This is a genomic window from Lysinibacillus pakistanensis (assembly GCF_030123245.1).
Lineage (GTDB): Bacteria > Bacillota > Bacilli > Bacillales_A > Planococcaceae > Lysinibacillus > Lysinibacillus pakistanensis.
Map to the genome: position 1 here is coordinate 1,255,410 of NZ_CP126101.1, position 20,128 is coordinate 1,275,537.

At 37.9% G+C, this 20,128-nt stretch carries 22 protein-coding genes; all 22 read left to right on the forward strand.

What is annotated here, in order from left to right; genetic code table 11:
• Positions 1-2: 2 nt before the first annotated feature.
• Complete coding sequence (fliI, locus tag QNH24_RS05855) at positions 3-1,328, forward strand: flagellar protein export ATPase FliI (protein ID WP_283871162.1); 1,326 nt, start codon at positions 3-5, stop codon at positions 1,326-1,328.
• Complete coding sequence (gene fliJ, locus QNH24_RS05860; RefSeq protein ID WP_283871163.1) at positions 1,329-1,778, forward strand: flagellar export protein FliJ; 450 nt, start codon at positions 1,329-1,331, stop codon at positions 1,776-1,778. It abuts the gene before it with no gap.
• A 4-nt stretch (positions 1,779-1,782) separates the two neighbouring features.
• Positions 1,783-2,391 (forward strand): MotE family protein, encoded by a 609-nt coding sequence (locus tag QNH24_RS05865; RefSeq protein WP_283871164.1) that lies wholly within the window; start codon positions 1,783-1,785, stop codon positions 2,389-2,391.
• 23 nt (positions 2,392-2,414) lie between these two features.
• A complete protein-coding gene (locus QNH24_RS05870; RefSeq protein WP_283871165.1) occupies positions 2,415-3,689 on the forward strand; it encodes a flagellar hook-length control protein FliK in 1,275 nt (424 codons plus the stop codon).
• A 2-nt stretch (positions 3,690-3,691) separates the two neighbouring features.
• The gene (gene flgD, locus QNH24_RS05875) at positions 3,692-4,387 is read left to right on the forward strand and encodes a flagellar hook assembly protein FlgD (RefSeq protein WP_283871166.1); all 696 of its coding nucleotides are present in this window, start codon (positions 3,692-3,694) and stop codon (positions 4,385-4,387) included.
• A gap of 15 nt (positions 4,388-4,402) precedes the next feature.
• Entirely contained in the window at positions 4,403-4,774 is a 372-nt protein-coding gene (locus tag QNH24_RS05880) for a TIGR02530 family flagellar biosynthesis protein (protein WP_283872756.1), read from the forward strand.
• A gap of 77 nt (positions 4,775-4,851) precedes the next feature.
• Entirely contained in the window at positions 4,852-5,820 is a 969-nt protein-coding gene (locus QNH24_RS05885) for a flagellar hook-basal body complex protein (protein WP_283871167.1), read from the forward strand.
• A gap of 150 nt (positions 5,821-5,970) precedes the next feature.
• Positions 5,971-6,192 carry a flagellar FlbD family protein gene (locus tag QNH24_RS05890; RefSeq protein ID WP_283871168.1) on the forward strand — a complete coding sequence of 74 codons (222 nt, stop codon included), beginning with the start codon at positions 5,971-5,973 and terminating at the stop codon, positions 6,190-6,192.
• Positions 6,182-6,610 carry a flagellar basal body-associated protein FliL gene (gene fliL / locus QNH24_RS05895; RefSeq protein ID WP_054770633.1) on the forward strand — a complete coding sequence of 143 codons (429 nt, stop codon included), beginning with the start codon at positions 6,182-6,184 and terminating at the stop codon, positions 6,608-6,610. The genes QNH24_RS05890 and fliL overlap by 11 nt, the downstream gene beginning before the upstream one ends.
• A 32-nt stretch (positions 6,611-6,642) precedes the next feature.
• Positions 6,643-7,638 (forward strand): flagellar motor switch protein FliM, encoded by a 996-nt coding sequence (gene fliM, locus QNH24_RS05900; RefSeq protein WP_283871170.1) that lies wholly within the window; start codon positions 6,643-6,645, stop codon positions 7,636-7,638.
• Entirely contained in the window at positions 7,631-8,854 is a 1,224-nt protein-coding gene (gene fliY, locus QNH24_RS05905) for a flagellar motor switch phosphatase FliY (protein WP_283871172.1), read from the forward strand. The genes fliM and fliY overlap by 8 nt, the downstream gene beginning before the upstream one ends.
• Positions 8,855-8,875: 21 nt before the next feature.
• Positions 8,876-9,238 carry a response regulator gene (locus tag QNH24_RS05910; protein WP_008180756.1) on the forward strand — a complete coding sequence of 121 codons (363 nt, stop codon included), beginning with the start codon at positions 8,876-8,878 and terminating at the stop codon, positions 9,236-9,238.
• A 10-nt stretch (positions 9,239-9,248) separates the two neighbouring features.
• The gene (locus QNH24_RS05915) at positions 9,249-9,920 is read left to right on the forward strand and encodes a flagellar biosynthetic protein FliO (RefSeq protein WP_283934525.1); all 672 of its coding nucleotides are present in this window, start codon (positions 9,249-9,251) and stop codon (positions 9,918-9,920) included.
• Positions 9,917-10,582: a flagellar type III secretion system pore protein FliP gene (fliP, locus tag QNH24_RS05920; protein WP_054770635.1), complete on the forward strand. Its 666-nt coding sequence runs from the start codon at positions 9,917-9,919 to the stop codon at positions 10,580-10,582. The genes QNH24_RS05915 and fliP overlap by 4 nt, the downstream gene beginning before the upstream one ends.
• 13 nt (positions 10,583-10,595) lie before the next feature.
• The gene (gene fliQ / locus QNH24_RS05925) at positions 10,596-10,865 is read left to right on the forward strand and encodes a flagellar biosynthesis protein FliQ (RefSeq protein WP_283871174.1); all 270 of its coding nucleotides are present in this window, start codon (positions 10,596-10,598) and stop codon (positions 10,863-10,865) included.
• A gap of 4 nt (positions 10,866-10,869) precedes the next feature.
• Positions 10,870-11,646, forward strand: coding sequence for a flagellar biosynthetic protein FliR (gene fliR / locus QNH24_RS05930; protein WP_283871175.1), 777 nt, complete (start codon positions 10,870-10,872; stop codon positions 11,644-11,646).
• Between the two features lies 1 nt (position 11,647).
• Positions 11,648-12,736, forward strand: a complete 1,089-nt coding sequence (gene flhB / locus QNH24_RS05935) for a flagellar biosynthesis protein FlhB (protein WP_283871176.1) — start codon at positions 11,648-11,650, stop codon at positions 12,734-12,736.
• Between the two features lie 23 nt (positions 12,737-12,759).
• Positions 12,760-14,793 (forward strand): flagellar biosynthesis protein FlhA, encoded by a 2,034-nt coding sequence (flhA, locus tag QNH24_RS05940; protein ID WP_054770636.1) that lies wholly within the window; start codon positions 12,760-12,762, stop codon positions 14,791-14,793.
• Positions 14,790-15,986 carry a flagellar biosynthesis GTPase FlhF gene (flhF, locus tag QNH24_RS05945; RefSeq protein WP_283871177.1) on the forward strand — a complete coding sequence of 399 codons (1,197 nt, stop codon included), beginning with the start codon at positions 14,790-14,792 and terminating at the stop codon, positions 15,984-15,986. Before flhA ends, flhF begins: the two co-directional genes overlap by 4 nt.
• Positions 15,983-16,858 carry a MinD/ParA family protein gene (locus QNH24_RS05950; protein WP_283871178.1) on the forward strand — a complete coding sequence of 292 codons (876 nt, stop codon included), beginning with the start codon at positions 15,983-15,985 and terminating at the stop codon, positions 16,856-16,858. Before flhF ends, QNH24_RS05950 begins: the two co-directional genes overlap by 4 nt.
• A complete protein-coding gene (locus QNH24_RS05955) occupies positions 16,859-18,013 on the forward strand; it encodes a protein-glutamate methylesterase/protein-glutamine glutaminase (protein WP_283871179.1) in 1,155 nt (384 codons plus the stop codon).
• Between the two features lie 15 nt (positions 18,014-18,028).
• The gene (locus QNH24_RS05960) at positions 18,029-20,107 is read left to right on the forward strand and encodes a chemotaxis protein CheA (protein WP_283871180.1); all 2,079 of its coding nucleotides are present in this window, start codon (positions 18,029-18,031) and stop codon (positions 20,105-20,107) included.
• The last annotated feature ends 21 nt before the right edge of the window (positions 20,108-20,128 follow it).

Below are 20,128 nucleotides of genomic sequence, written 5' to 3' on the forward strand. Positions count from 1 at the left end.
AGATGAAAACGGCTCAATTAATCGAACAAATTCCTCATATATCAACCTTTAAAAAGTTTGGTAGAGTTACTCGAGTTGTCGGCTTAATGATTGAGTCGCAAGGTCCAGATAGTTCCATTGGTGATGTTTGTAAAATTCATGTGGAAACTTCAAAAAATGGTCATCAAATTATACTAGCAGAGGTGGTTGGTTTTAAGGATGAAATAGTCATCTTAATGCCTTTTACCTCTCTGCGAGAAATTTCAATTGGATGCTTAGTTGAAGGGACTGGGGCACCACTTGAAGTAAAAGTAGGACCCGAGCTGATAGGTAAAGTATTAGATTCGATGGGGAATCCTATCGATGGAACAGTGTTACCAAAGGGATTATTATCAGTTCCAACTGAGCAGGATCCACCAAATCCTCTGACACGTCCACCGATAAATGAAAGACTTGAAGTGGGCGTAAAGGCAATAGATGGTATGTTAACAGTCGGAAATGGTCAGCGTGTGGGTATTTTTGCTGGATCAGGCGTGGGGAAAAGTACCTTGCTTGGTATGATTGCTCGAAATACACAAGCTGATTTAAATGTTATTGCACTAATCGGAGAACGTGGTCGTGAAGTACGTGAGTTTATAGAACGTGACTTAGGATCTGAAGGGTTAAAACGTTCAATCGTTGTTGCTGCCACATCTGACCAACCCGCACTCATGCGTATTAAAGGCGCCTTTACCGCAACGGCTATTGCAGAGTATTTTAGAAACCGTGGTTTGAATGTAATGTTGATGATGGACTCCGTCACTCGTGTTGCGATGGCACAGCGTGAGATTGGGCTTGCAACGGGCGAACCACCAGCTCAAAAAGGCTATACGCCATCAGTGTTTGCCATTTTACCTAAACTATTAGAGCGGACAGGAACGAATGAAAATGGTTCTATTACAGCCTTCTACACAGTATTAGTAGATGGGGACGATATGAATGAGCCAATTGCAGATACTGTACGAGGAATTTTAGATGGTCATATTGTTCTTGATCGGAACCTTGCCAATAAAGGTCAATATCCTGCAATCAATGTATTAAAAAGCGTTAGCCGTTTGATGAATCATGTGGCAGAGCCAGAGCATAAAAAGGCAGCGGAACGATTAAGGGAGCTTTATTATACATATGACAAGTCAGAGGATTTAATCAATATCGGTGCATATAAACGTGGTACCTCACAAGAAATAGATGAGGCTATATACTATGAGCCTCTAATTACGGCTTACCTTAAGCAAGGCTATTTAGATAAAGTGACACTTCTTGAAAGTATGAATGAGTTAATTACATTATCGAACGGTGGAGGGAAATAAATGGTGAATTATATATATCGTTTTGAAAAAGTGTTAACCATTCGTGAACAAGAAAAAAATGAAACGGAAATAGCTTATAAAGATTCTGTTCGTTCTTTTGAAGAAATAGCAACTAGGCTGTATGAGCTGTTGAAAAAGAAAGAGGATTTAATTGACTTTCAACAAGAGCGCTTAGCTGTTGGCTCATCTATAGAGGAGATTCATCATTATGCGAGATTTATTGATAGCCTCGAAAAAACAATTGTAGATGTACAACAAAAGGTAGTGCAAGCACGTTCAAAAATGAATTGGTACGAAGAAAAACTGTTAGAAAAAAACTTGGAAGTACGTAAATTTGAAAAAATGCGAGAAAAGGATTTTAAGTTATTCCAGCAAGAGCAAGATCGGATTGAAGGTATTTTCTTAGACGAAATTTCAACCCTTACGTATAACAAGAGAGAAATCAGGTGATTTCATGGCGAAAAAGGAAAATCGACTTTCAATGGAATTAGCAGAGCAACAACCAAAGCGTAAATCAGGAGGCTTTCGAAAGTTTTTCACCTGGTTTGTCATACCTATTATGTTTGTGGTAGCCGTGTTACTTGTTGTAGCAACGCTAATGAATACGAATGTCTTTGATTTAGGAAAGAAAGCTTTTGAAAGCTTGCCATTTGTTCCTTCAGAAGAACAGCAGGCAAAAGATGCAGTCGTTAACAACGATTCAAAACTTGTAAATCTACAAGCTGAAATAAAAGAAAAAGAAGCTGAAATTGCACAGTTACAAAAGAAATTGGATACTACAGCGACTGAAAAGGAAAAATTATTGACAGAAAAAGAACAGCTCCAATTTGAAATTGAAAAACTAAATAGAGAACAAAATGATTCGAAGCGAGATTTTAATGATATTTTAATAACATTCGATAAAATGTCTCCTAAAGCTGCAGCACCAGTATTAATCAAAATGAGTGATGCTGAAGCGCTTCGTATTTTAACAAATTTAAAGCCAGATAAATTAGCAGCTATTTTAGAAAAAATGAGCCCTGAGAATGCAGCTAAATATACGGAAATGATGGCTAAACAATAAAACATGAAAGGAGGTGAAAAAAGATGGATGTAGCAATGATGCAAATGATATCCAAAGCAATGCCACCTAAAACAGCGGCTACTGCTACAAACAGTGGTTCTGATGTTAAAGCTAGTGGAGGTTCAAAGAATGATAATCTATCTGCATTTGGATCAGTTTTTGGACAAATTATGTCTGCTTCAAATCAAACAACTCAGCCTGCACAACAAACAGCAGCAGGTGAGATTAATCAATTAGCAGCTGTTCTAAACGCTGAATCAATTGAGGAAGTACTTGACTTACTAGATATTCCACATGATGATGGTCTGTTAATGCTTCAAATTGGTGAAGATGGTAAAGCTGTTGCAATGGATGAAATGCTCAATCTTGAGAATTTAATGGGTGCATTAGGCATTGATTCTGAACAGCTTCAAAAATTAGTACAGAAGTTGCTAGGTGAGGATAAAGAAGCAAAGGATGTTTGGGAGCTATTAGCATTAGTAGATGTTCAGGCACCTGTACTACAGGCACAAGTAGTTACTGCTTTACAGGGTGAGGGACAGGTTACACCAAAAGAGGCCACACAATTACTTCAAGTTTTAAAATTAGCACAATTAGTTGGACAAAAAACAGATTTAACAGCTCCACAAGAAAATTTACTAACAAATGTTAAAAGCCTTTTAACAGTGCTACAAACGAATGTAGAGACGATTCAAACTACACCACAGGTAACAACAAAAACAACTGTAACTCTTCCATTGCAGGGCTTTCAACATGTGGTTCAGCAGGTTCAGGTAACAAAGCAGACTGACACAAGCGCCAATGAAATGGTAACGGCTAATACAGTTCAAACAAAAGCTGATACATTCCAAGTGACGTTGCCAGCAGCAAAACCTGCACAATCCGAGGCATTATTAAAAGAGATGCAAGCTATCATGAATAAAGCACAAATTTCCAATGTACAGGGAATTACACGTTTAACATTAAAATTGTATCCTGAGAATTTAGGAACAATTCGGATTGAACTAGTGCAAAATGATGGAGTTCTTACAGCTCGACTACTTGCTTCAACAGCACATGGACGTGAATTACTGGATAGTCAAGCACATCAGTTAAAGCAAGCATTTGTTCAGCAGAATATCCAAATTGAACGTCTAGATATTGCTCAATCCCTACAAGATGCAGACCGTCAACAAAGAGATCAAAGCTTCTTTAGCAATTTCTTTAAGCAGCAACAGCAAGAAGAGCAGGAGCAAAGCACCGAAGATGACGATGAAGGCAAGTCCTTTAATGACTATTTAATAAGTGAGGAGGTGTAAGCATGGCAGATGCAACAACAAAAACTGAAAACTCATCAATGTCAATAACGGATGATTTATATTATTCTAATTATAAAAAACCAACAAGACAAACAGGAAATAGTGAACTTGGCAAGGATGCATTTCTAAAATTACTGATTACACAATTACAACATCAAGATCCAACGAATCCAATGGATGACCGAGAGTTTATCTCACAGATGGCACAGTTTTCTTCATTAGAGCAAATGCAAAATATGACGAAAGCAATGGAGTCATTACTTGCCTCGCAGCAACAAACACAGATGATGAATTATTCAACCTTTATTGGTAAGGAAGTCAAATGGCACGAGTTAACTGACAAGGTAGATGAAGATAAAAAACCTATTGTCAATGAAGGAACCGGTGTTATCCAATCCCTGAAATTTGTAGATGGCAGTGTTGTATTTGTATTAGCGGATGGCAAAGAAATAACACCAGGTAATATTTCAGCCGTTTTAAGTGGTTCTGCAACGGATTCAAACAGTAACGGTTCAGTTACAGAATCGCCACTTGTACAAGCAAGCAAGTTGATTGGTAAAAATGTTACTTATAAAGATGGCGAACAAGAACTGCAAGGACGTATCGTTTCTGTTTCAAATAAAGATGGCGTTATACAATATATATTAGACAATGAGAAAAGGTTAACAGATAAGGATTTTACAGTAATAAGCGAATAAAGGTGGAGAATAATGATGGATAAATTTTCAATTCATCGTGTACCATTGCATCCATCTATTCGCCAAGCACAGCCCTCGCCAATAAAATCACAGCAATCGTTCCAAGCTCATTTACAGGAGGCTACCAAACAACAAGAACTAAAAGTGAGCAAACATGCGCAAGAACGTATTATGGAGCGTAAAATAGCGATTTCTGATCAGGAATGGCAGGTTGTATCAGACAAGGTATTTGAGGCACATTCAAAAGGTGTCAAACAACCATTAGTCTTGATGGATCAAGCGGCTTTAATTGTCAGTGCTAAAAATGCTACTGTCATTACAGCAATGGATCGCACGGAGGCAAGGCAACAATTATTTACAAATATTGATGGCACCATTGTGCTTTAATGGCTGGACCTTAATTGGAAGCCTAGTGTGCTGAATGATAGACGCACACAATTTAAAATGAAGGGAGAACGGCATTTATGTTACGTTCTATGTATTCAGGTATTTCAGGTCTTAAAAACTTTCAAACTAAACTAGATGTGGTTGGTAATAATATTGCCAATGTTAATACGGTTGGCTTTAAAAAAGGTCGTGTTAATTTCAAAGATTTAATGTCTCAAACACAAGCAGGTGCATCTGCTGCAACTGCTACACGTGGAGGAGTTAACCCTCAACAAGTAGGATTGGGTTCTCAATTAGCTGCCATTGATACGATTCATGGTGGTGGTTCTATACAAGGTACAGGACGTGCACTTGACTTCGCAATTGAAGGGGATGGCTTCTTTATGGTAGCTGATGCAAATGGTGCCCCAGACCCAGACAGTGGTTTTATTGATGAAGAAGGCTTCAACAACACTTTATTTACTCGAAACGGTATTTTCTACATGGATAGTAATGGCTACTTAGTTAATGCTGATGGTAAATACTTAGTGGGTGTATCTGCTGGGAATGATATTGTTATGGAAGCTGATGATGATGGCATAAATCCTGATGATGCACCAATCGCTTCAGGGGATGAAGGTGCTAACTTATTTAATGAAGATGGTGAATTAACACCTGCTGCTGGTACTGTAGGACCAATTCGTATTCCAACAACGGCTAAAGAGATTAGTGTAGGGCCTAATGGTACGATTGAATATACGGACTTAAACGGTCAACGTAAATGGGCAGGACAGATGATTATGGCTAAATTCCCGAATGCGGGGGGTCTTGCTAAGGTTGGTGGTAACTATTATCAACAAACAGCAAACTCTGGTGCCGCTTATGCACAAGTAGCAACTGTAGCAGGGATGGGGAAAGTGGCTCCTGGGGCTGTAGAAATGTCTAACGTTGATTTATCAGAAGAATTTACTGAGATGATTGTGGCACAACGTGGTTTCCAAGCAAATACTCGTATCATCACAACATCTGATGAAGTACTTCAAGAGCTAGTAAACTTAAAACGATAGGTTAAAATAATTTTAGTGTTTTATGCTTTATATGAATACCTGGTAATGCATATATTACTAGAATATGAATAAAGCATTCAGGTTATCAAAACATAATTTCATATGAGGGAGGGTCGGGCCGGCTCTCACGCTAGACCCGGCCCTATTTCAATGATTGAACTAACACGTCTAAATGGCAAAGCATTTACATTGAATGCTTTATACATAGAAACGGTCGAATCTTTTCCAGATACGACTATAACATTAACGACTGGAACCAAAATCATTGTTTTACAGAGTGAAGATGAGGTGCGACAAAAGGTAAATGCCTTTTATAAAAATATACAAATACTATCAAACCCGCATCTACGAGGTGAAGAAGATGAAGAATAACAAAATTTTGACGATGATTATTATCGTACTAGTAGCAATCATACTTATCGGGGGGATTGCGGTTGTATTGCTAACCCAATTTAATAAGCCAGCTGGATCACTTGAACCATCGATTGATGACATCGTAAAAGCTTCTGTAGAGGTTCCGGAAATAACGACAAATCTCGCTGATAACAGAGTCGTACGTTTTTCGTTAACAATTCAAACATCCAGTAAAGATGCAGCAGAAGAATTAACGAAACGTACATTCCAAGTGAAAAATATTGTTATTCAGGAGCTTTCCGAAATGGAGCAAAAGGATTTAGAAGGTAAGCAAGGTAAACAAGTTTTCCAAAAATCATTAAAAACACGAATAAATGAATTGATGCAAGAGGGAGAAGTTCAGGAGATTTATTTCACCTCCTTTATCACTTCATAAAACGAAAAACTGCTTGAAATGGAGGTGGGCAAATGGCAGGAGATGTGTTATCTCAATCCGAGATAGATGCGCTGCTTTCCGCAATATCAACTGGGGAAATGTCAGCGGACGACATAAAGAAAGAGGATGAGGGGCGTAAGGTTAAGGTCTATGATTTTAAACGAGCTCTGCGATTCTCAAAAGATCAAATCCGAAGTTTGACCCGAATACATGAAAATTTTGCACGACTACTGACAACCTTCTTTTCTGCACAGCTAAGAAGCTATGTGCAGATAACGGTTGCATCAGTGGACCAAATACCATTTGAAGAGTTTGTACGTTCGATTCCGAATATGACACTCATTAATGTGTTTGAAGTGCCACCATTAGATGGTAATATATTGATGGAAATAAATCCGAACATTGCCTACTCCATGCTAGATCGTTTAATGGGCGGTAGTGGATCAAGTCATAGTAATGTAGATAATTTAACAGAAATTGAAACGAAAATTATGACAAACCTATTCGAACGTTCATTTGATAATTTACGTGAAGCGTGGGAAAATGTTGCGGAAATTGATCCAATTTTAGTGGAGCTTGAGGTGAATCCTCAATTTTTACAAATGATTTCACCTAATGAAACAGTTGTTGTCATTTCTTTAAATACGATTATCGGTGAAACAAGTGGCATGATTAATATTTGTATTCCGCATGTCGTACTGGAACCTATTGTTCCAAATCTTTCTGTTCGTTACTGGATGCAAACAAATACGAAAGAGATGTCTCCAGAACAAACAAAAATGCTTGAAACGCGCGTTAAACAAGCGCAATTACCACTTACCGTTGAATTAGGTAATACAGATATCACGATTGAGGATTTCCTGACAATGCAAGTTGGGGATGTTATACAACTAGATCAAAAAATCGAAAATCCTTTAATGTTAAAAGTAGGTACACTACCGAAATTTACTGTTCAACCAGGTAAGCAAGGCAAAAAATTAGCAATCCAAATTATCGACCCTTTGAAAGGAGGAGACGAAGATGAGTGATGAAATGCTCTCCCAAGAAGAAATTGAAGCGTTATTAAGGGGCGAAACGTTGGAAGATAAAAACAGCGGCACTGAAGCTTCTACAAATGATGATATGAACGATATACGAGTAGAGGATTATCTCGATTCGTTTGCCCAAGATGCATTAGGTGAGGTAGGTAATATATCTTTTGGTAGCTCTGCCACAGCACTTTCAGCGTTATTAGGTCAAAAAGTAGATATTACTACCCCAAGTATTTCGATGATTAACCGCAATAAGTTAGAAGAGGAGTTTCCTCACCCTTATGTGGCAGTCCAAGTTGAATATACAATTGGCTTAACAGGTATGAATTTACTTGTTATTAAACAATCTGACGCAGCGATTATTGCTGATTTAATGTTAGGTGGAGATGGATTAAATCCGAAGCCAGATTTAGGTGAGATTCAGTTAAGCGCTGTTCAAGAGGCCATGAACCAAATGATGGGTTCAGCAGCCACGTCCATGTCGACTGTATTCAACAAAAAAGTAGATATATCTCCACCAACAATTGATTTGATGAATATTTCTCAAAATGAAGGACGAGAAAATATTCCAGAAGACGATTTGCTTGTAAAAGTATCCTTTAGATTACGTATTGGTAATTTAATTGATTCAAATTTAATGCAATTATTACCGCTTAAATTTAGTCAAAATATTGTTAAGTCACTTTTAGGAGAAACACAAACAATAGAAGAACCGGTAGCTGCAACGATTGCACCTGAAGCACCAGTAGCACCACAGCCAGTGCAACCACAAGCTCCTGCGACGCCACCACCAGCACAGCCAGCTTATCAACAGCAGGAGGCGCCAGTACAACAGCAACCAATGTATCAAGAGCAGCAACAGATCCCTTACGCAGCAAGACCTGTTCAGCCTGTCAATGTTCAACAAGCGCAGTTTGCTAGTTTTGATACGGATGTAATCTCGCAATCTGAAGCTAGAAATTTAAATATGCTACTTGATATTCCATTGCAAGTTACTGTAGAGTTAGGACGTACGAAACGTTCTGTAAAAGAGATATTAGAACTATCTAGTGGTTCGATTATTGAACTAGATAAATTAGCTGGTGAACCAGTTGATATTTTAGTAAATAGCCGTTTAATCGCTAAAGGTGAAGTCGTTGTTATTGATGAAAACTTCGGTGTCCGCATTACAGATGTTTTAAGTCAAGCAGAGCGTTTAAATAATTTAAGATAGTTTCAATTGGAGGAGTTAACCATGTCTAAAAGAATTTTGATTGTAGACGACGCTGCATTTATGCGCATGATGATCAAGGATATTTTATCGAAAAATGGATTTGAAGTGGTTGGAGAGGCAGCCGATGGTTTACAAGCTGTCGAAAAGTACAATGAACTGAAGCCAGACTTAGTAACAATGGATATTACAATGCCTGAAATGGACGGCATTGCTGCTCTTAAAGCGATTAAGGGCTCTGATCCAAGTGCAACTGTAATCATGTGTTCAGCAATGGGACAACAAGCGATGGTAATCGATGCAATTCAGGCAGGTGCGAAAGACTTTATCGTCAAGCCTTTCCAAGCTGATCGTGTAATTGAAGCGATTCAAAAAGCTCTAGGATGATAGCATGCAAATGTTAAAATCATTTCGTCTAACGATGATTTTCGCATTTCTTGTATCCTTCCTGTTTTTGTACCCTACACCTGCTTCTGTATCTGCTGAATCTAACACAGGAAGTGTTGATGATTGCATCAATAAAACAGAAGCATGTAAAGAAGATATAGATCCAGCTGCTCCACAAAATACAGATGTATCAGCGGCTGGAAATATATCTGCATGGGAATACATAAAAATGGTTTTGGCGCTTATTTTTGTTGTAGCTTTATTTTATGGGCTAATGAAGTTTTTAAATAAAAGAAATTTAAACTTTCAACGTAATCAATTGGTACAAAATTTAGGCGGTTTATCGTTAGGTGCACAAAAGTCAGTGCAGTTATTACAAGTAGGGAAAACACTCTATTTAGTAGGGGTCGGTGAGGATGTTCAACTGTTACGTGAAATTACTGATCCTGAAGAAGTCGCAACACTTTTAGCACTCTATAATGAACGACAAGAACTTGCAGCATCATCACCGTATATTGCAGAAGTATTTTCAAAGCTTAAGAGAAAAAATATTGGGAGCTCATCCACAGAGCAAGGGAAAGATTCATTTGGTGAGCTATTTGAAAAAAAGATATCCGAAATTAAACAGGAGCGTAGTGAAGAACTGGAGAGATGGAAGCAAAAGGAGAATGATGATAAATGAATGATGCAATCAGTATTTTGTCCAACAGCGACCCGACAAATGTCTCCAATGCTGTGAAGCTCCTTTTACTGTTAACGGTTCTCTCACTGGCACCAAGTATATTAATTTTGATGACTTCGTTTACACGAATTGTTATTGTTTTATCATTTGTTCGAACGGCGTTGGCGACACAGCAAATGCCGCCAAACCAAGTCATTGTTGGTCTTTCTTTATTTTTAACTTTCTTTATCATGGCTCCGACGTTCCAAGAGGTTAACAAAGAGGCATTGCAGCCCTTATTTTCTGAAGAAATCGGACTTGAGGAAGCTTATGATCGTGCCAGTGTGCCTTTTAAGGAATTTATGAGTAAACATACAAGGCAAAAGGATCTTGACTTATTTTTAACATACAATCAAGCAGAAAAACCAGCATCAGTGGAAGAAATTCCGCTAACTATGCTTGTTCCTGCATTTGCATTAAGTGAGATTAAAACCGCTTTTCAAATTGGTTTTATGATTTTTATTCCATTCCTAGTTATCGATATGATAGTTGCAAGTACGCTCATGTCGATGGGGATGATGATGTTACCGCCAGTTATGATTTCATTACCGTTTAAGATTTTATTATTTGTTCTCGTTGATGGCTGGTATCTCGTGATGAAATCATTACTACAAAGTTTTTAGGGGATGATACAGTATGACAGGTGAATTGGTTATTTCAATTGCAGAGCGTGCCATTATGATTATCCTTCTAACAAGCGGTCCGCTACTATTAGTTGCTTTAATCACTGGTTTAGCGGTTAGTATTTTTCAGGCAACAACTTCGATTCAAGAGCAAACATTAGCATTTGTTCCAAAAATTATCGCTGTATTAGTAGCCATAGTTTTTTTCGGACCATGGATGTTATCCCAGGTGACAAGCTATGCGAGAGATATTTTTGAGAATTTAACGCGTTATATAGGGTGAGTAGATGAATGAATTAATTCCGCACTTCACGGTTTTCTTGTTAGTACTTGTACGTGTATCGGCATTTTTTGTTACGGTTCCTTTCTTCTCGTACAGAACGATTCCGTCACAAGTCAAAATAACTCTCGCACTCGTTTTAGCTTGGATGATGTATTATACGATAGACGTTGAGCCATTTGCCTTTAATGGTGATTACATACTGTTAGTGATGAAAGAAGCCCTCATTGGACTGTTACTCGGACTTGTTGGCTATATCATCATGTCGGCAATTCAAATAGCCGGAAGCTTTATTGATTTTCAAATGGGGTTTGCTATCGCCAATATTATTGACCCGCAAACGGGGGCACAAAGTCCTTTAATTGGGCAATTTTTTAATATGTTAGCAATGCTCTTACTATTAGCGATTAATGGACATCATATGATTCTTGATGGCATCTATTATAGTTATCAATTTTTACCAATAGACCAAGGATTTCCTCATTTCTCGAGTGACAATTATATTACATTTATTATTACAACATTTACGGCTGTTTTTGCCATTGCCTTTCAAATGGCTGCACCTGTAGTCGCAACATTGTTTTTAGTTGATTTATCGCTCGGTATTACCGCTAAAACAGTCCCACAGTTAAACATTTTTGTAGTCGGCTTTGCTATTAAAATTGGTGTTAGTTTTTTAGTGTTATTTACAATGATGGCTGTTATGATTCAGGTTATCCAAAAGTTGATTAGTATCATGATCTATGCAATGCGAGATTTTATGGCAATTTTAGGTGGTGGGTAAAATGAAGCTACTACTAGACTTAGATTTACAATATTTTTCCGGAGAAAAGACGGAGAAGGCAACACCTAAAAAACGCCAAGATGCTCGTAAAAAGGGTCAGGTTGTTAAAAGTCAGGATATTTCCAGTGCTATTGTCATGCTCATGGTCTTTATCTTTTTATTCTTCTTCGCAGGCTCAATGCGAGACGATTTATTGGCTTTTTTTAGACAAACCTTTATCCATAATATACGCGTAGAAACACTTACAATTGATAGTGTCATACGCCTTTTTACAGAAACTTTAGTACAAATGGCTTTTATTGTTGTTCCAATAATGGCAATAGCCTTTGTAGGAGCCTTAGCGGGTAACTTTTTACAATTCGGTTTTTTATTTACTTTAGAGCCAATGAAATTTGATTTAACGAAGATGGATCCAATCAAGGGATTAAAAAAAATATTTTCAGTTAAGGCCATTGTAGAGCTGATTAAATCCGTATTAAAGATTGGTTTTATTGGTGGCGTTACGACCATTATTGTATGGACGAATTTGCCAGAGGTTTTGGCATTATCCTTTAAAAGCCCTGGAATTACACTGATTACAGTGGGCAAGCTTGTAGGAATCATGGGAATTGCAGCTTCCCTCGTTCTACTTTGTGTATCCATTTTAGATTGGATGTATCAAAAACATGATTACGAAAAAAATCTTAAAATGTCTAAGCAAGATATTAAAGATGAATATAAAAATAGTGAGGGTGACCCGCTAATTAAATCAAAAATCAAACAGCGTCAACGTGAAATGGCGATGCGTCGTATGATGTCAGAAATTCCTAGCGCGGATGTTGTCATTACAAACCCTACGCACTATGCAATTGCCCTCAAATATGATGAGAATAGTATGGATGCTCCACGCGTTGTGGCGAAGGGGACAGACTTTATCGCTCAAAAGATTAAGCTGATTGCAAAAGAACATGATGTCATTATGGTTGAAAATAGACCATTAGCACGAGCAATGTATGATCAGGTAGAAATTGGCGATCAAGTACCAGAAGAGTTTTTCAAAGCAGTGGCAGAAGTGCTTGCTTATGTATATCGAATTAAGCGGAAAATTTAAAGTTTTAAGTAGGAGGGACACAAATGAAAGTTCGCGATATAGGGGTTTTAGGTGCGGTTATTTTAATCGTTGCGATGCTCATCATCCCTCTTCCTCCGTGGATGTTAAGTTTCTTAATCGTCATTAATATTACATTGGGATTAATCGTACTTTTAACAGCAATGAGTATGAAGGAAGCATTAGATTTTTCAATATTTCCTTCCGTTATTTTACTGTTAACCTTATTCCGACTCGGACTGAGTGTATCAACAACACGTGCCATCTTGGCAAACGGAGATGCTGGTGCTGTTGTTGAAACCTTTGGTGATTTCGTAGTCGGCGGGAATGTTCTTGTTGGGTTAGTTGTATTCTTAATTCTTGTGTTAATTCAGTTTATCGTTATCACTAAAGGAGCGGAGCGTGTAGCTGAGGTAGCAGCACGATTCACACTGGATGCGATGCCTGGTAAACAAATGAGTATTGATGCTGACTTAAATGCAGGAATTATTTCTGAGCGAGAAGCACGTGAACGACGCGATAAAGTATCGGGTGAAGCGGATTTCTACGGAGCAATGGATGGTGCCACAAAATTTGTTAAAGGGGATGCCATTGCCTCTATGGTAATGGTTATTATCAACCTATTATTTGGGATTATCATCGGTGTTGTGCAGATGAAGCTTCCATTTGCAGAAGCAGCAACTCACTTTTCTAAGCTAACTGTTGGTGACGGTATTGTATCTCAAATTCCTGCGCTATTAATTTCTACAGCGACAGGTATTGTTGTAACACGTGCATCCTCTAAAGGAAGTCTTGGACAAGATATTACGGGTCAGCTCTTTGCTCAAGCAAAACTGCTCTATGTTGCGGGCGGTACAATTGTATTACTAGGGTTATTTACACCTATTCCAAACTGGGTTACACTTCCAATTGGCATCTCGCTAATTGCTGGTGCATATATGATGGAACGTAAGAAACCAGAAGATGAAGAAGAATTACTTGAAATTGAGGAAGAAGTGGCAACAGACGGTATGAAGAGCCCTGAAAATGTTGTGAATTTATTAAATGTGGACCCTATTGAATTTGAATTTGGCTATGGTCTAATACCTTTAGTAGATGCTGCACAAGGTGGAGATTTATTAGACCGTGTCATTATGATTCGTCGTCAGTTAGCATTAGAATTAGGAATTGTTATTCCTGTTGTACGTATTCGAGACAACATTCAATTACAACCAAATGAATATCGAATTAAAATTAAGGGTAATGAAATGGCACGCGGTGAACTGTTGCTTGATCATTATTTAGCAATGAGTCCAGGGGACGATGATTCTATTGAGGGCATTGATACAGTCGAACCTTCATTCGGCTTACCAGCTAAATGGATAACTGAGCAAGTGAAAGAAGATGCTGAAATGTTTGGCTATACAGTAGTTGATCCACCGAGTGTTGTTTCAACACATCTAACAGAAATGATCCGTGCCAATGCATATGAGTTGCTTGGTCGACAAGAGACAAAGCAGCTAATCGATCATTTACGCGAAACACATCCAATTTTAGTAGAGGAATTGACACCTGCTCCATTATCAACAGGGGAAATTCAAAAAGTGTTGGGTAAATTACTCCGAGAAAATGTTTCTGTCCGCAATCTACCAATTATCTTTGAAACACTAGCTGATTATGCAAAATTAACTAGCGATACGGATTTATTAACGGAGTATGTGCGTCAATCTTTGGCGCGTCAGATTACTTCACAATTTGTTGGGGACGGTTCATCATTGAAGGTTATTACTGTTTCGGGTAAAGTAGAGAAAATGATTGCTGATAGTATTCAGCAAACCGATCACGGTAATTACTTGGCGATGGATCCACAAGATTCCCAAATTGTCCTGGAATCCATTGCAGCAGAAATAGAACGTGTTTCCTTTATGGAGCAGTCAGCTATAATATTATGCTCTCCAGCGGTTCGTATGTACCTGCGTCAGCTAACAGAGCGTTACTTCCCGCAAATTCCAGTTCTATCCTATAACGAACTTGATGCTACGGTTGAAATTCAAAGTGTTGGAGTGGTGAATGTAGAATGAAAATGAAAAAATATTATGCATCTTCCATACCAGAGGCTATGAAGCTTGTGCGTGCTGAGTTAGGTGAGGACGCTGTCATTCTGAATTCAAAAGTAGTAATCACAAAGAAATTTTTCGGGATTCTTAAAAAGAAAAGTTTTGAGGTGGTGGCAGGTATCGATTCAATGGAGCCAAAGGACTTGGCTCCAAAACCTGCCGAAGTACCAGTAATACAGCCTAAAAAAGAAAATGTAAGTTTACAAGAAATTACTCATGCTGTGCAAGCCAAAATACACCAAGGACAGCCGCAGCAGGATGTGTCTTTACTTGAAGACACAGGCATACCTGATGAATTGAGGAAGGAAATTGCAGATTTAAAATCTTTAATGCAGTCTATGCATAAAAAGACAACCCAAGCTCAATATCCCGATGAACTCTTCCCCTTCATTGAATACTTAAGACAGCAAGAGCTAAGTGAAGAGCTCATCACGGAGATTGGTGATGAGCTTTTTATGCATTTTAGAGAAGCATCAGAAATTAATTTTTCACAATGCAAGCTGATAACAAAAAATTTATTACGTAAAAGGCTAGAGGATTTTCCGATAGGAGGAATATCCTATGAAAGAAAATATATTAATGTACTTGGTCCTACAGGTGTTGGCAAAACAACAACTATTGCAAAAATGGCTGCTAGGGCAGTTTTAGAGAAAAAGAAAAAAATAGGATTTATTACAACTGATACTTACAGAATTGCAGCAATCGAGCAATTGAAAACATATGCAGGACTTTTACAGGCACCTGTCGAGATTGCCTATAATGCAACAGACTTTGAACAGGCCGTTCAACGTTTAGCTCATTTAGATTTAGTATTTATCGATACAGCAGGGAGAAATTATAAAGAAGTAAAATATGTTAATGATTTGCAACGTCTAATAAAATTTGATGATCAAGCAGAATCCTTCTTAGTCCTTGCTATGACAACAAAAGAGAAGGACATGGCAAACATTATCGAGCAATTTAAGCAATTACCAATTGAAAAATTCATTTTTACAAAGCTAGATGAAACAAATTCTATTGGCACAATGATTAATTTAATGATTAAATATAATAAAGGACTTGCTTACTATACGAATGGTCAAGAAGTACCAGAAGATATTGAAGAAGCTAATCTAGAAGCAGTGCTTAATTTGTTTTTCCAAGGTGAAGAAAAATGAGAGACCAAGCTGAAACATTACGCTTGAAAATGCTAAAACGGCAAGGAGATTTAGGTAGAGCAATTGCTGTTGTAAGTGGCAAAGGTGGGGTAGGTAAAAGTAACTTCACAATGAATTTTGCAACTATGCTAGCAAATAGAGGGAAAAAAGTTGCAATCATTGATATGGATATAGGTATGGGGAATATCAATATCTTAATTGGAAAAAATGTTTCTTTTAGTTTAAAAGATTACTTGGAAGGAAATAAGTTACTAGATGAAGTGGTATTTGAGGGTCCTTACGGTTTAAAGTATATTTCCGGTGGTTCTGGTATGTCGAGTGTCCTAGAATGGTCGGAAGTGTTGCTTGAACGACTTATACATGCATTTGAGCAACTACAAAAAAACTTTGATTATATTTTATTTGATATGGGGGCAGGAGCAACAAGCTGGTCATTAGAATTACTGACGTCAATCGATGAGATTATTGTTATTTCAACAGCTGAACCAACTTCTATTACAGACGCCTATTCGATGATGAAATATATTCATGTAAGAGATATGGATAAACAGTTTTATATTCTCTGTAACCGTGCTTTTAGTAAGGAAGAAGGAATGGAGACCAATGAACGATTAAAGCAAACCATGAAACGTTTTTTGGACAAAGAGGTTATTGTTTTAGGATCATTACCTGAGGATGCTGTTGTGCGTAAGGCTGTGCGCGAGCAAGTACCTTTTTCACTTGCTTATCCGGACGCACTTATTTCGAAGACACTTCAACTTATAGTGGCTCGTTTTATGGAACACCGTGTGGAGGAAGTTCACGCACATGATCAGTCAGCGAGTAAATTCTTAACTAAATTAAGAAGTATTTTTTCGAAAGGGCGTGATTAATTGGACTTTTTACATAAAAGCAAGCTATTGGTAGTTGATGATTCTGCTTTTATGAGAAAGCTAATTAGTGACTTTTTTGTTGGTAATTCGAAGGTTGAAGTAGTTGGAACTGCACGAAATGGGAAAGACGCGATAAAAAAAATTCAATCATTGAGGCCGACAGTTGTGACAATGGATATTGAGATGCCTGAAATGAATGGACTTGATGCTTTAAAAGAAATAATGACAATATGTCCAGTACCTGTGGTGATGCTTTCTAGTACAACACAACGAGGTGCTGAAAATGCCTTATCAGCAATTGAATTTGGAGCAGTGGATTTTGTCGCTAAGCCAAGCGGAACAATTTCTCTTGATTTACATAAAATCCAAACTGAACTTGTCCACAAGGTTGAACAAGCATCATTGGTACCTATTTCAAAATTAAAGAAACCTTCTGGTAGTAAAAGACAACAAGAACCGGCATTAAACGTGAGTACCATAAGAAGAGATTCACCAAATGAAGGAAAAATAGCCTCTCCTGTTAATATTTCTCCAACAAGAGTAGAGCTATCAAAATCACGTGTGGAGTGGAATAAAATAGGTAGGAAAATTGTGTTGATTGGTACTTCTACTGGCGGACCAAGAGCGTTACAAGAAGTCATTACGAAAATTCCTAAAACAATTCAAGCACCGATTTTAATCGTCCAGCATATGCCGGCCGGGTTTACAAAATCACTTGCGACTCGCCTTGATCAATTGAGTGAAATTACTGTAAAAGAAGCCGAGCAAGGTGATATTCTCCAAAATGGAGTAGCCTATATTGCTCCTGGCGGGTATCATCTAAAACTTCGAAAAGTAGGTACCTCCTTTGGCATCGTTCTAGATAGTAATGAACCACCTAGATCCGGACATCGACCTTCTGTAGATGTGATGTTTGAAGATGTGAGTCAATGGAAGGATTTTGATAAGGTAGCAGTGATTATGACAGGTATGGGGCAAGATGGCTCAAATGGACTAAAGGTACTAAAAAGTACTGGCAATGTAATTGCTATCGCTGAGTCAGCTGAAACTTGCATTGTATATGGAATGCCAAAAGCAGCAGTAGAGACGCAGCTTGTTGATGAAGTTGCAGATGTAGATGATATTGCACAAACAATAATGAAATATTTGCCTTAAAAGGGGTGTCCTCTTATGGAAGTAAATCAATATTTAGAGATGTTTATTGAAGAAAGTAAAGAGCATTTACAAGCATGTAGTGAACATTTATTAGAATTAGAAAAAAATCCGGAAGATTTGGCGATTGTTGGGGAAATTTTCCGTTCGGCACATACATTAAAAGGTATGTCTGCAACGATGGGCTTCGAGGATTTAGCAGATTTAACGCATAAAATGGAGAACGTATTAGATGCAATCCGTAACGAAAAAATTCACGTATCACCGGAAATTCTAGATGTTGTCTTTGAGTCTGTTGATCATTTAGAAGAAATGGTGATGGACATTGCGAATGGTGGAGATGGAAAGCGAGATGTCTCTTCTACTGTAGCACAATTAAAACGTATCGAATTAGGTGAAGAAGCAATTCCTGAGGTTGTGGCAACTATTGAAGCGCCTTCAGCCCCTGCTGTAGCAAGCGTTTTAGAATATGACAGCTTTGAAGAAACGGTTATTTCCCAATCTGCGGAACAAGGTTTCAATGCTTATGAAATTTCAGTGAAATTACGTGAAGATTGTCTATTAAAAGCTGCACGTGTATTTATGGTGTTTGAAATTTTAGAAAAAGATGGAGATGTTATAAAATCAAGTCCATCTGTAGAGAAACTAGAAGACGAGCAGTTTGATCAACAATTCCATGTAGCCTTTGTGACGAAAGAATCTGCAGAAGATATGCAGAAAAAAATTATGAAAGTCTCTGAGGTGGAAGAGGTTAACGTTGCTACGATTGACCAAAAGCAATTTAGTGAAAAAGAATTCCAAGTAAATGAAGAAGTAGCTGCGACTACTACAGCACAGGTTGAAGTGGTGGATAAAGCTGCAGCAGTACCAGAAAACAATACACCAGCAGCTAAGTCTGCAAAAACGGCAACTCCAGCTAAGGCAGATAAAAGCCATGCACCTGTTGGAAATAAAACAATTCGTGTCAATATCGAGCGTCTGGATATTTTAATGAACTTATTTGAAGAGCTTGTAATAGATCGTGGAAGACTGCAGTCTATTGCAACAGAGGTAAACCATGGTGAGTTAAATGAAACGGTTGAACGTATGAGTCGTGTAATGGGTGACCTGCAAACGATTATTTTAACAATGCGAATGGTACCAGTGGAAACAGTATTCAACCGCTTCCCAAAAATGATTCGTCAATTGTCTCGCGATCTTAACAAGAAAATTAATCTTGAAATTATCGGTGCTGAAACAGAGCTAGATCGTACAGTTATCGATGAAATAGGAGATCCGCTTGTTCATTTAATTCGAAATTCTGTGGACCATGGTATTGAAAATCCTACTGCGCGTCGTGCTAAAGGAAAGCCAGAAGAAGGGACAGTTGTACTACGTGCATATCATAGTGGTAACTATGTCTTTATTGAAATTGAGGATGATGGCGCAGGGATTAACCGTGATAAAGTATTAGCAAAAGCAATATCTAAAGGTGTTGTAACGCAAGAGCAATCCTATTCAATGTCAGATAAGCAAATTAACGAGTTAATTTTAGCATCTGGGTTCTCAACAGCTGATGTCATTTCGGATGTTTCAGGGCGAGGCGTTGGATTAGACGTTGTGAAAACAACCATTGAATCTTTAGGTGGAAATATTTCGATTGAATCTACACAAGATGTAGGATCAATCTTCTCAATTCAACTACCCCTAACATTATCGATTATCTCGGTCATGCTGATAGAGATTGAAAAAGAGATTTATGCTATTCCACTTTCATCAATAATTGAAACTTCTATTATCCGTTCATCAGAGATTATGAATGCGCATAATCAAAAAGTAATTGACTTCCGTGGGAAGGTTGTCCCGCTTGTGTTCTTAGAAGAAATCTTCGAAGTACCTCGTAAAGAGCAGCAGGATGATGAATTCCATTCAGTAGTCATCGTACGAAAAGGCGAGAAACTTGCTGGTTTAGTTGTGGATTCATTCATTGGCCAACAAGAGATTGTACTGAAGTCATTAGGCAATTACTTAACGAATATCTTTGCTATTTCAGGTGCAACTATTTTAGGTAACGGAAAAGTAGCCTTAATTGTGGACTGTAACGCACTTATAAAATAAGTAAGGTGAATGAATAAGAGA

Bases quoted from the DNA above. Each gene is read 5' to 3' on its own strand.
- fliI (WP_283871162.1), top strand. From the start codon at position 3: ATGAAAACGGCTCAATTAATCGAACAAATTCCTCATATATCAACCTTT.
- fliJ (WP_283871163.1), top strand. From the start codon at position 1,329: ATGGTGAATTATATATATCGTTTTGAAAAAGTGTTAACCATTCGTGAA.
- QNH24_RS05865 (WP_283871164.1), top strand. From the start codon at position 1,783: ATGGCGAAAAAGGAAAATCGACTTTCAATGGAATTAGCAGAGCAACAA.
- QNH24_RS05870 (WP_283871165.1), top strand. From the start codon at position 2,415: ATGGATGTAGCAATGATGCAAATGATATCCAAAGCAATGCCACCTAAA.
- flgD (WP_283871166.1), top strand. From the start codon at position 3,692: ATGGCAGATGCAACAACAAAAACTGAAAACTCATCAATGTCAATAACG.
- QNH24_RS05880 (WP_283872756.1), top strand. From the start codon at position 4,403: ATGGATAAATTTTCAATTCATCGTGTACCATTGCATCCATCTATTCGC.
- QNH24_RS05885 (WP_283871167.1), top strand. From the start codon at position 4,852: ATGTTACGTTCTATGTATTCAGGTATTTCAGGTCTTAAAAACTTTCAA.
- QNH24_RS05890 (WP_283871168.1), top strand. From the start codon at position 5,971: ATGATTGAACTAACACGTCTAAATGGCAAAGCATTTACATTGAATGCT.
- fliL (WP_054770633.1), top strand. From the start codon at position 6,182: ATGAAGAATAACAAAATTTTGACGATGATTATTATCGTACTAGTAGCA.
- fliM (WP_283871170.1), top strand. From the start codon at position 6,643: ATGGCAGGAGATGTGTTATCTCAATCCGAGATAGATGCGCTGCTTTCC.
- fliY (WP_283871172.1), top strand. From the start codon at position 7,631: ATGAGTGATGAAATGCTCTCCCAAGAAGAAATTGAAGCGTTATTAAGG.
- QNH24_RS05910 (WP_008180756.1), top strand. From the start codon at position 8,876: ATGTCTAAAAGAATTTTGATTGTAGACGACGCTGCATTTATGCGCATG.
- QNH24_RS05915 (WP_283934525.1), top strand. From the start codon at position 9,249: ATGTTAAAATCATTTCGTCTAACGATGATTTTCGCATTTCTTGTATCC.
- fliP (WP_054770635.1), top strand. From the start codon at position 9,917: ATGAATGATGCAATCAGTATTTTGTCCAACAGCGACCCGACAAATGTC.
- fliQ (WP_283871174.1), top strand. From the start codon at position 10,596: ATGACAGGTGAATTGGTTATTTCAATTGCAGAGCGTGCCATTATGATT.
- fliR (WP_283871175.1), top strand. From the start codon at position 10,870: ATGAATGAATTAATTCCGCACTTCACGGTTTTCTTGTTAGTACTTGTA.
- flhB (WP_283871176.1), top strand. From the start codon at position 11,648: ATGAAGCTACTACTAGACTTAGATTTACAATATTTTTCCGGAGAAAAG.
- flhA (WP_054770636.1), top strand. From the start codon at position 12,760: ATGAAAGTTCGCGATATAGGGGTTTTAGGTGCGGTTATTTTAATCGTT.
- flhF (WP_283871177.1), top strand. From the start codon at position 14,790: ATGAAAATGAAAAAATATTATGCATCTTCCATACCAGAGGCTATGAAG.
- QNH24_RS05950 (WP_283871178.1), top strand. From the start codon at position 15,983: ATGAGAGACCAAGCTGAAACATTACGCTTGAAAATGCTAAAACGGCAA.
- QNH24_RS05960 (WP_283871180.1), top strand. From the start codon at position 18,029: ATGGAAGTAAATCAATATTTAGAGATGTTTATTGAAGAAAGTAAAGAG.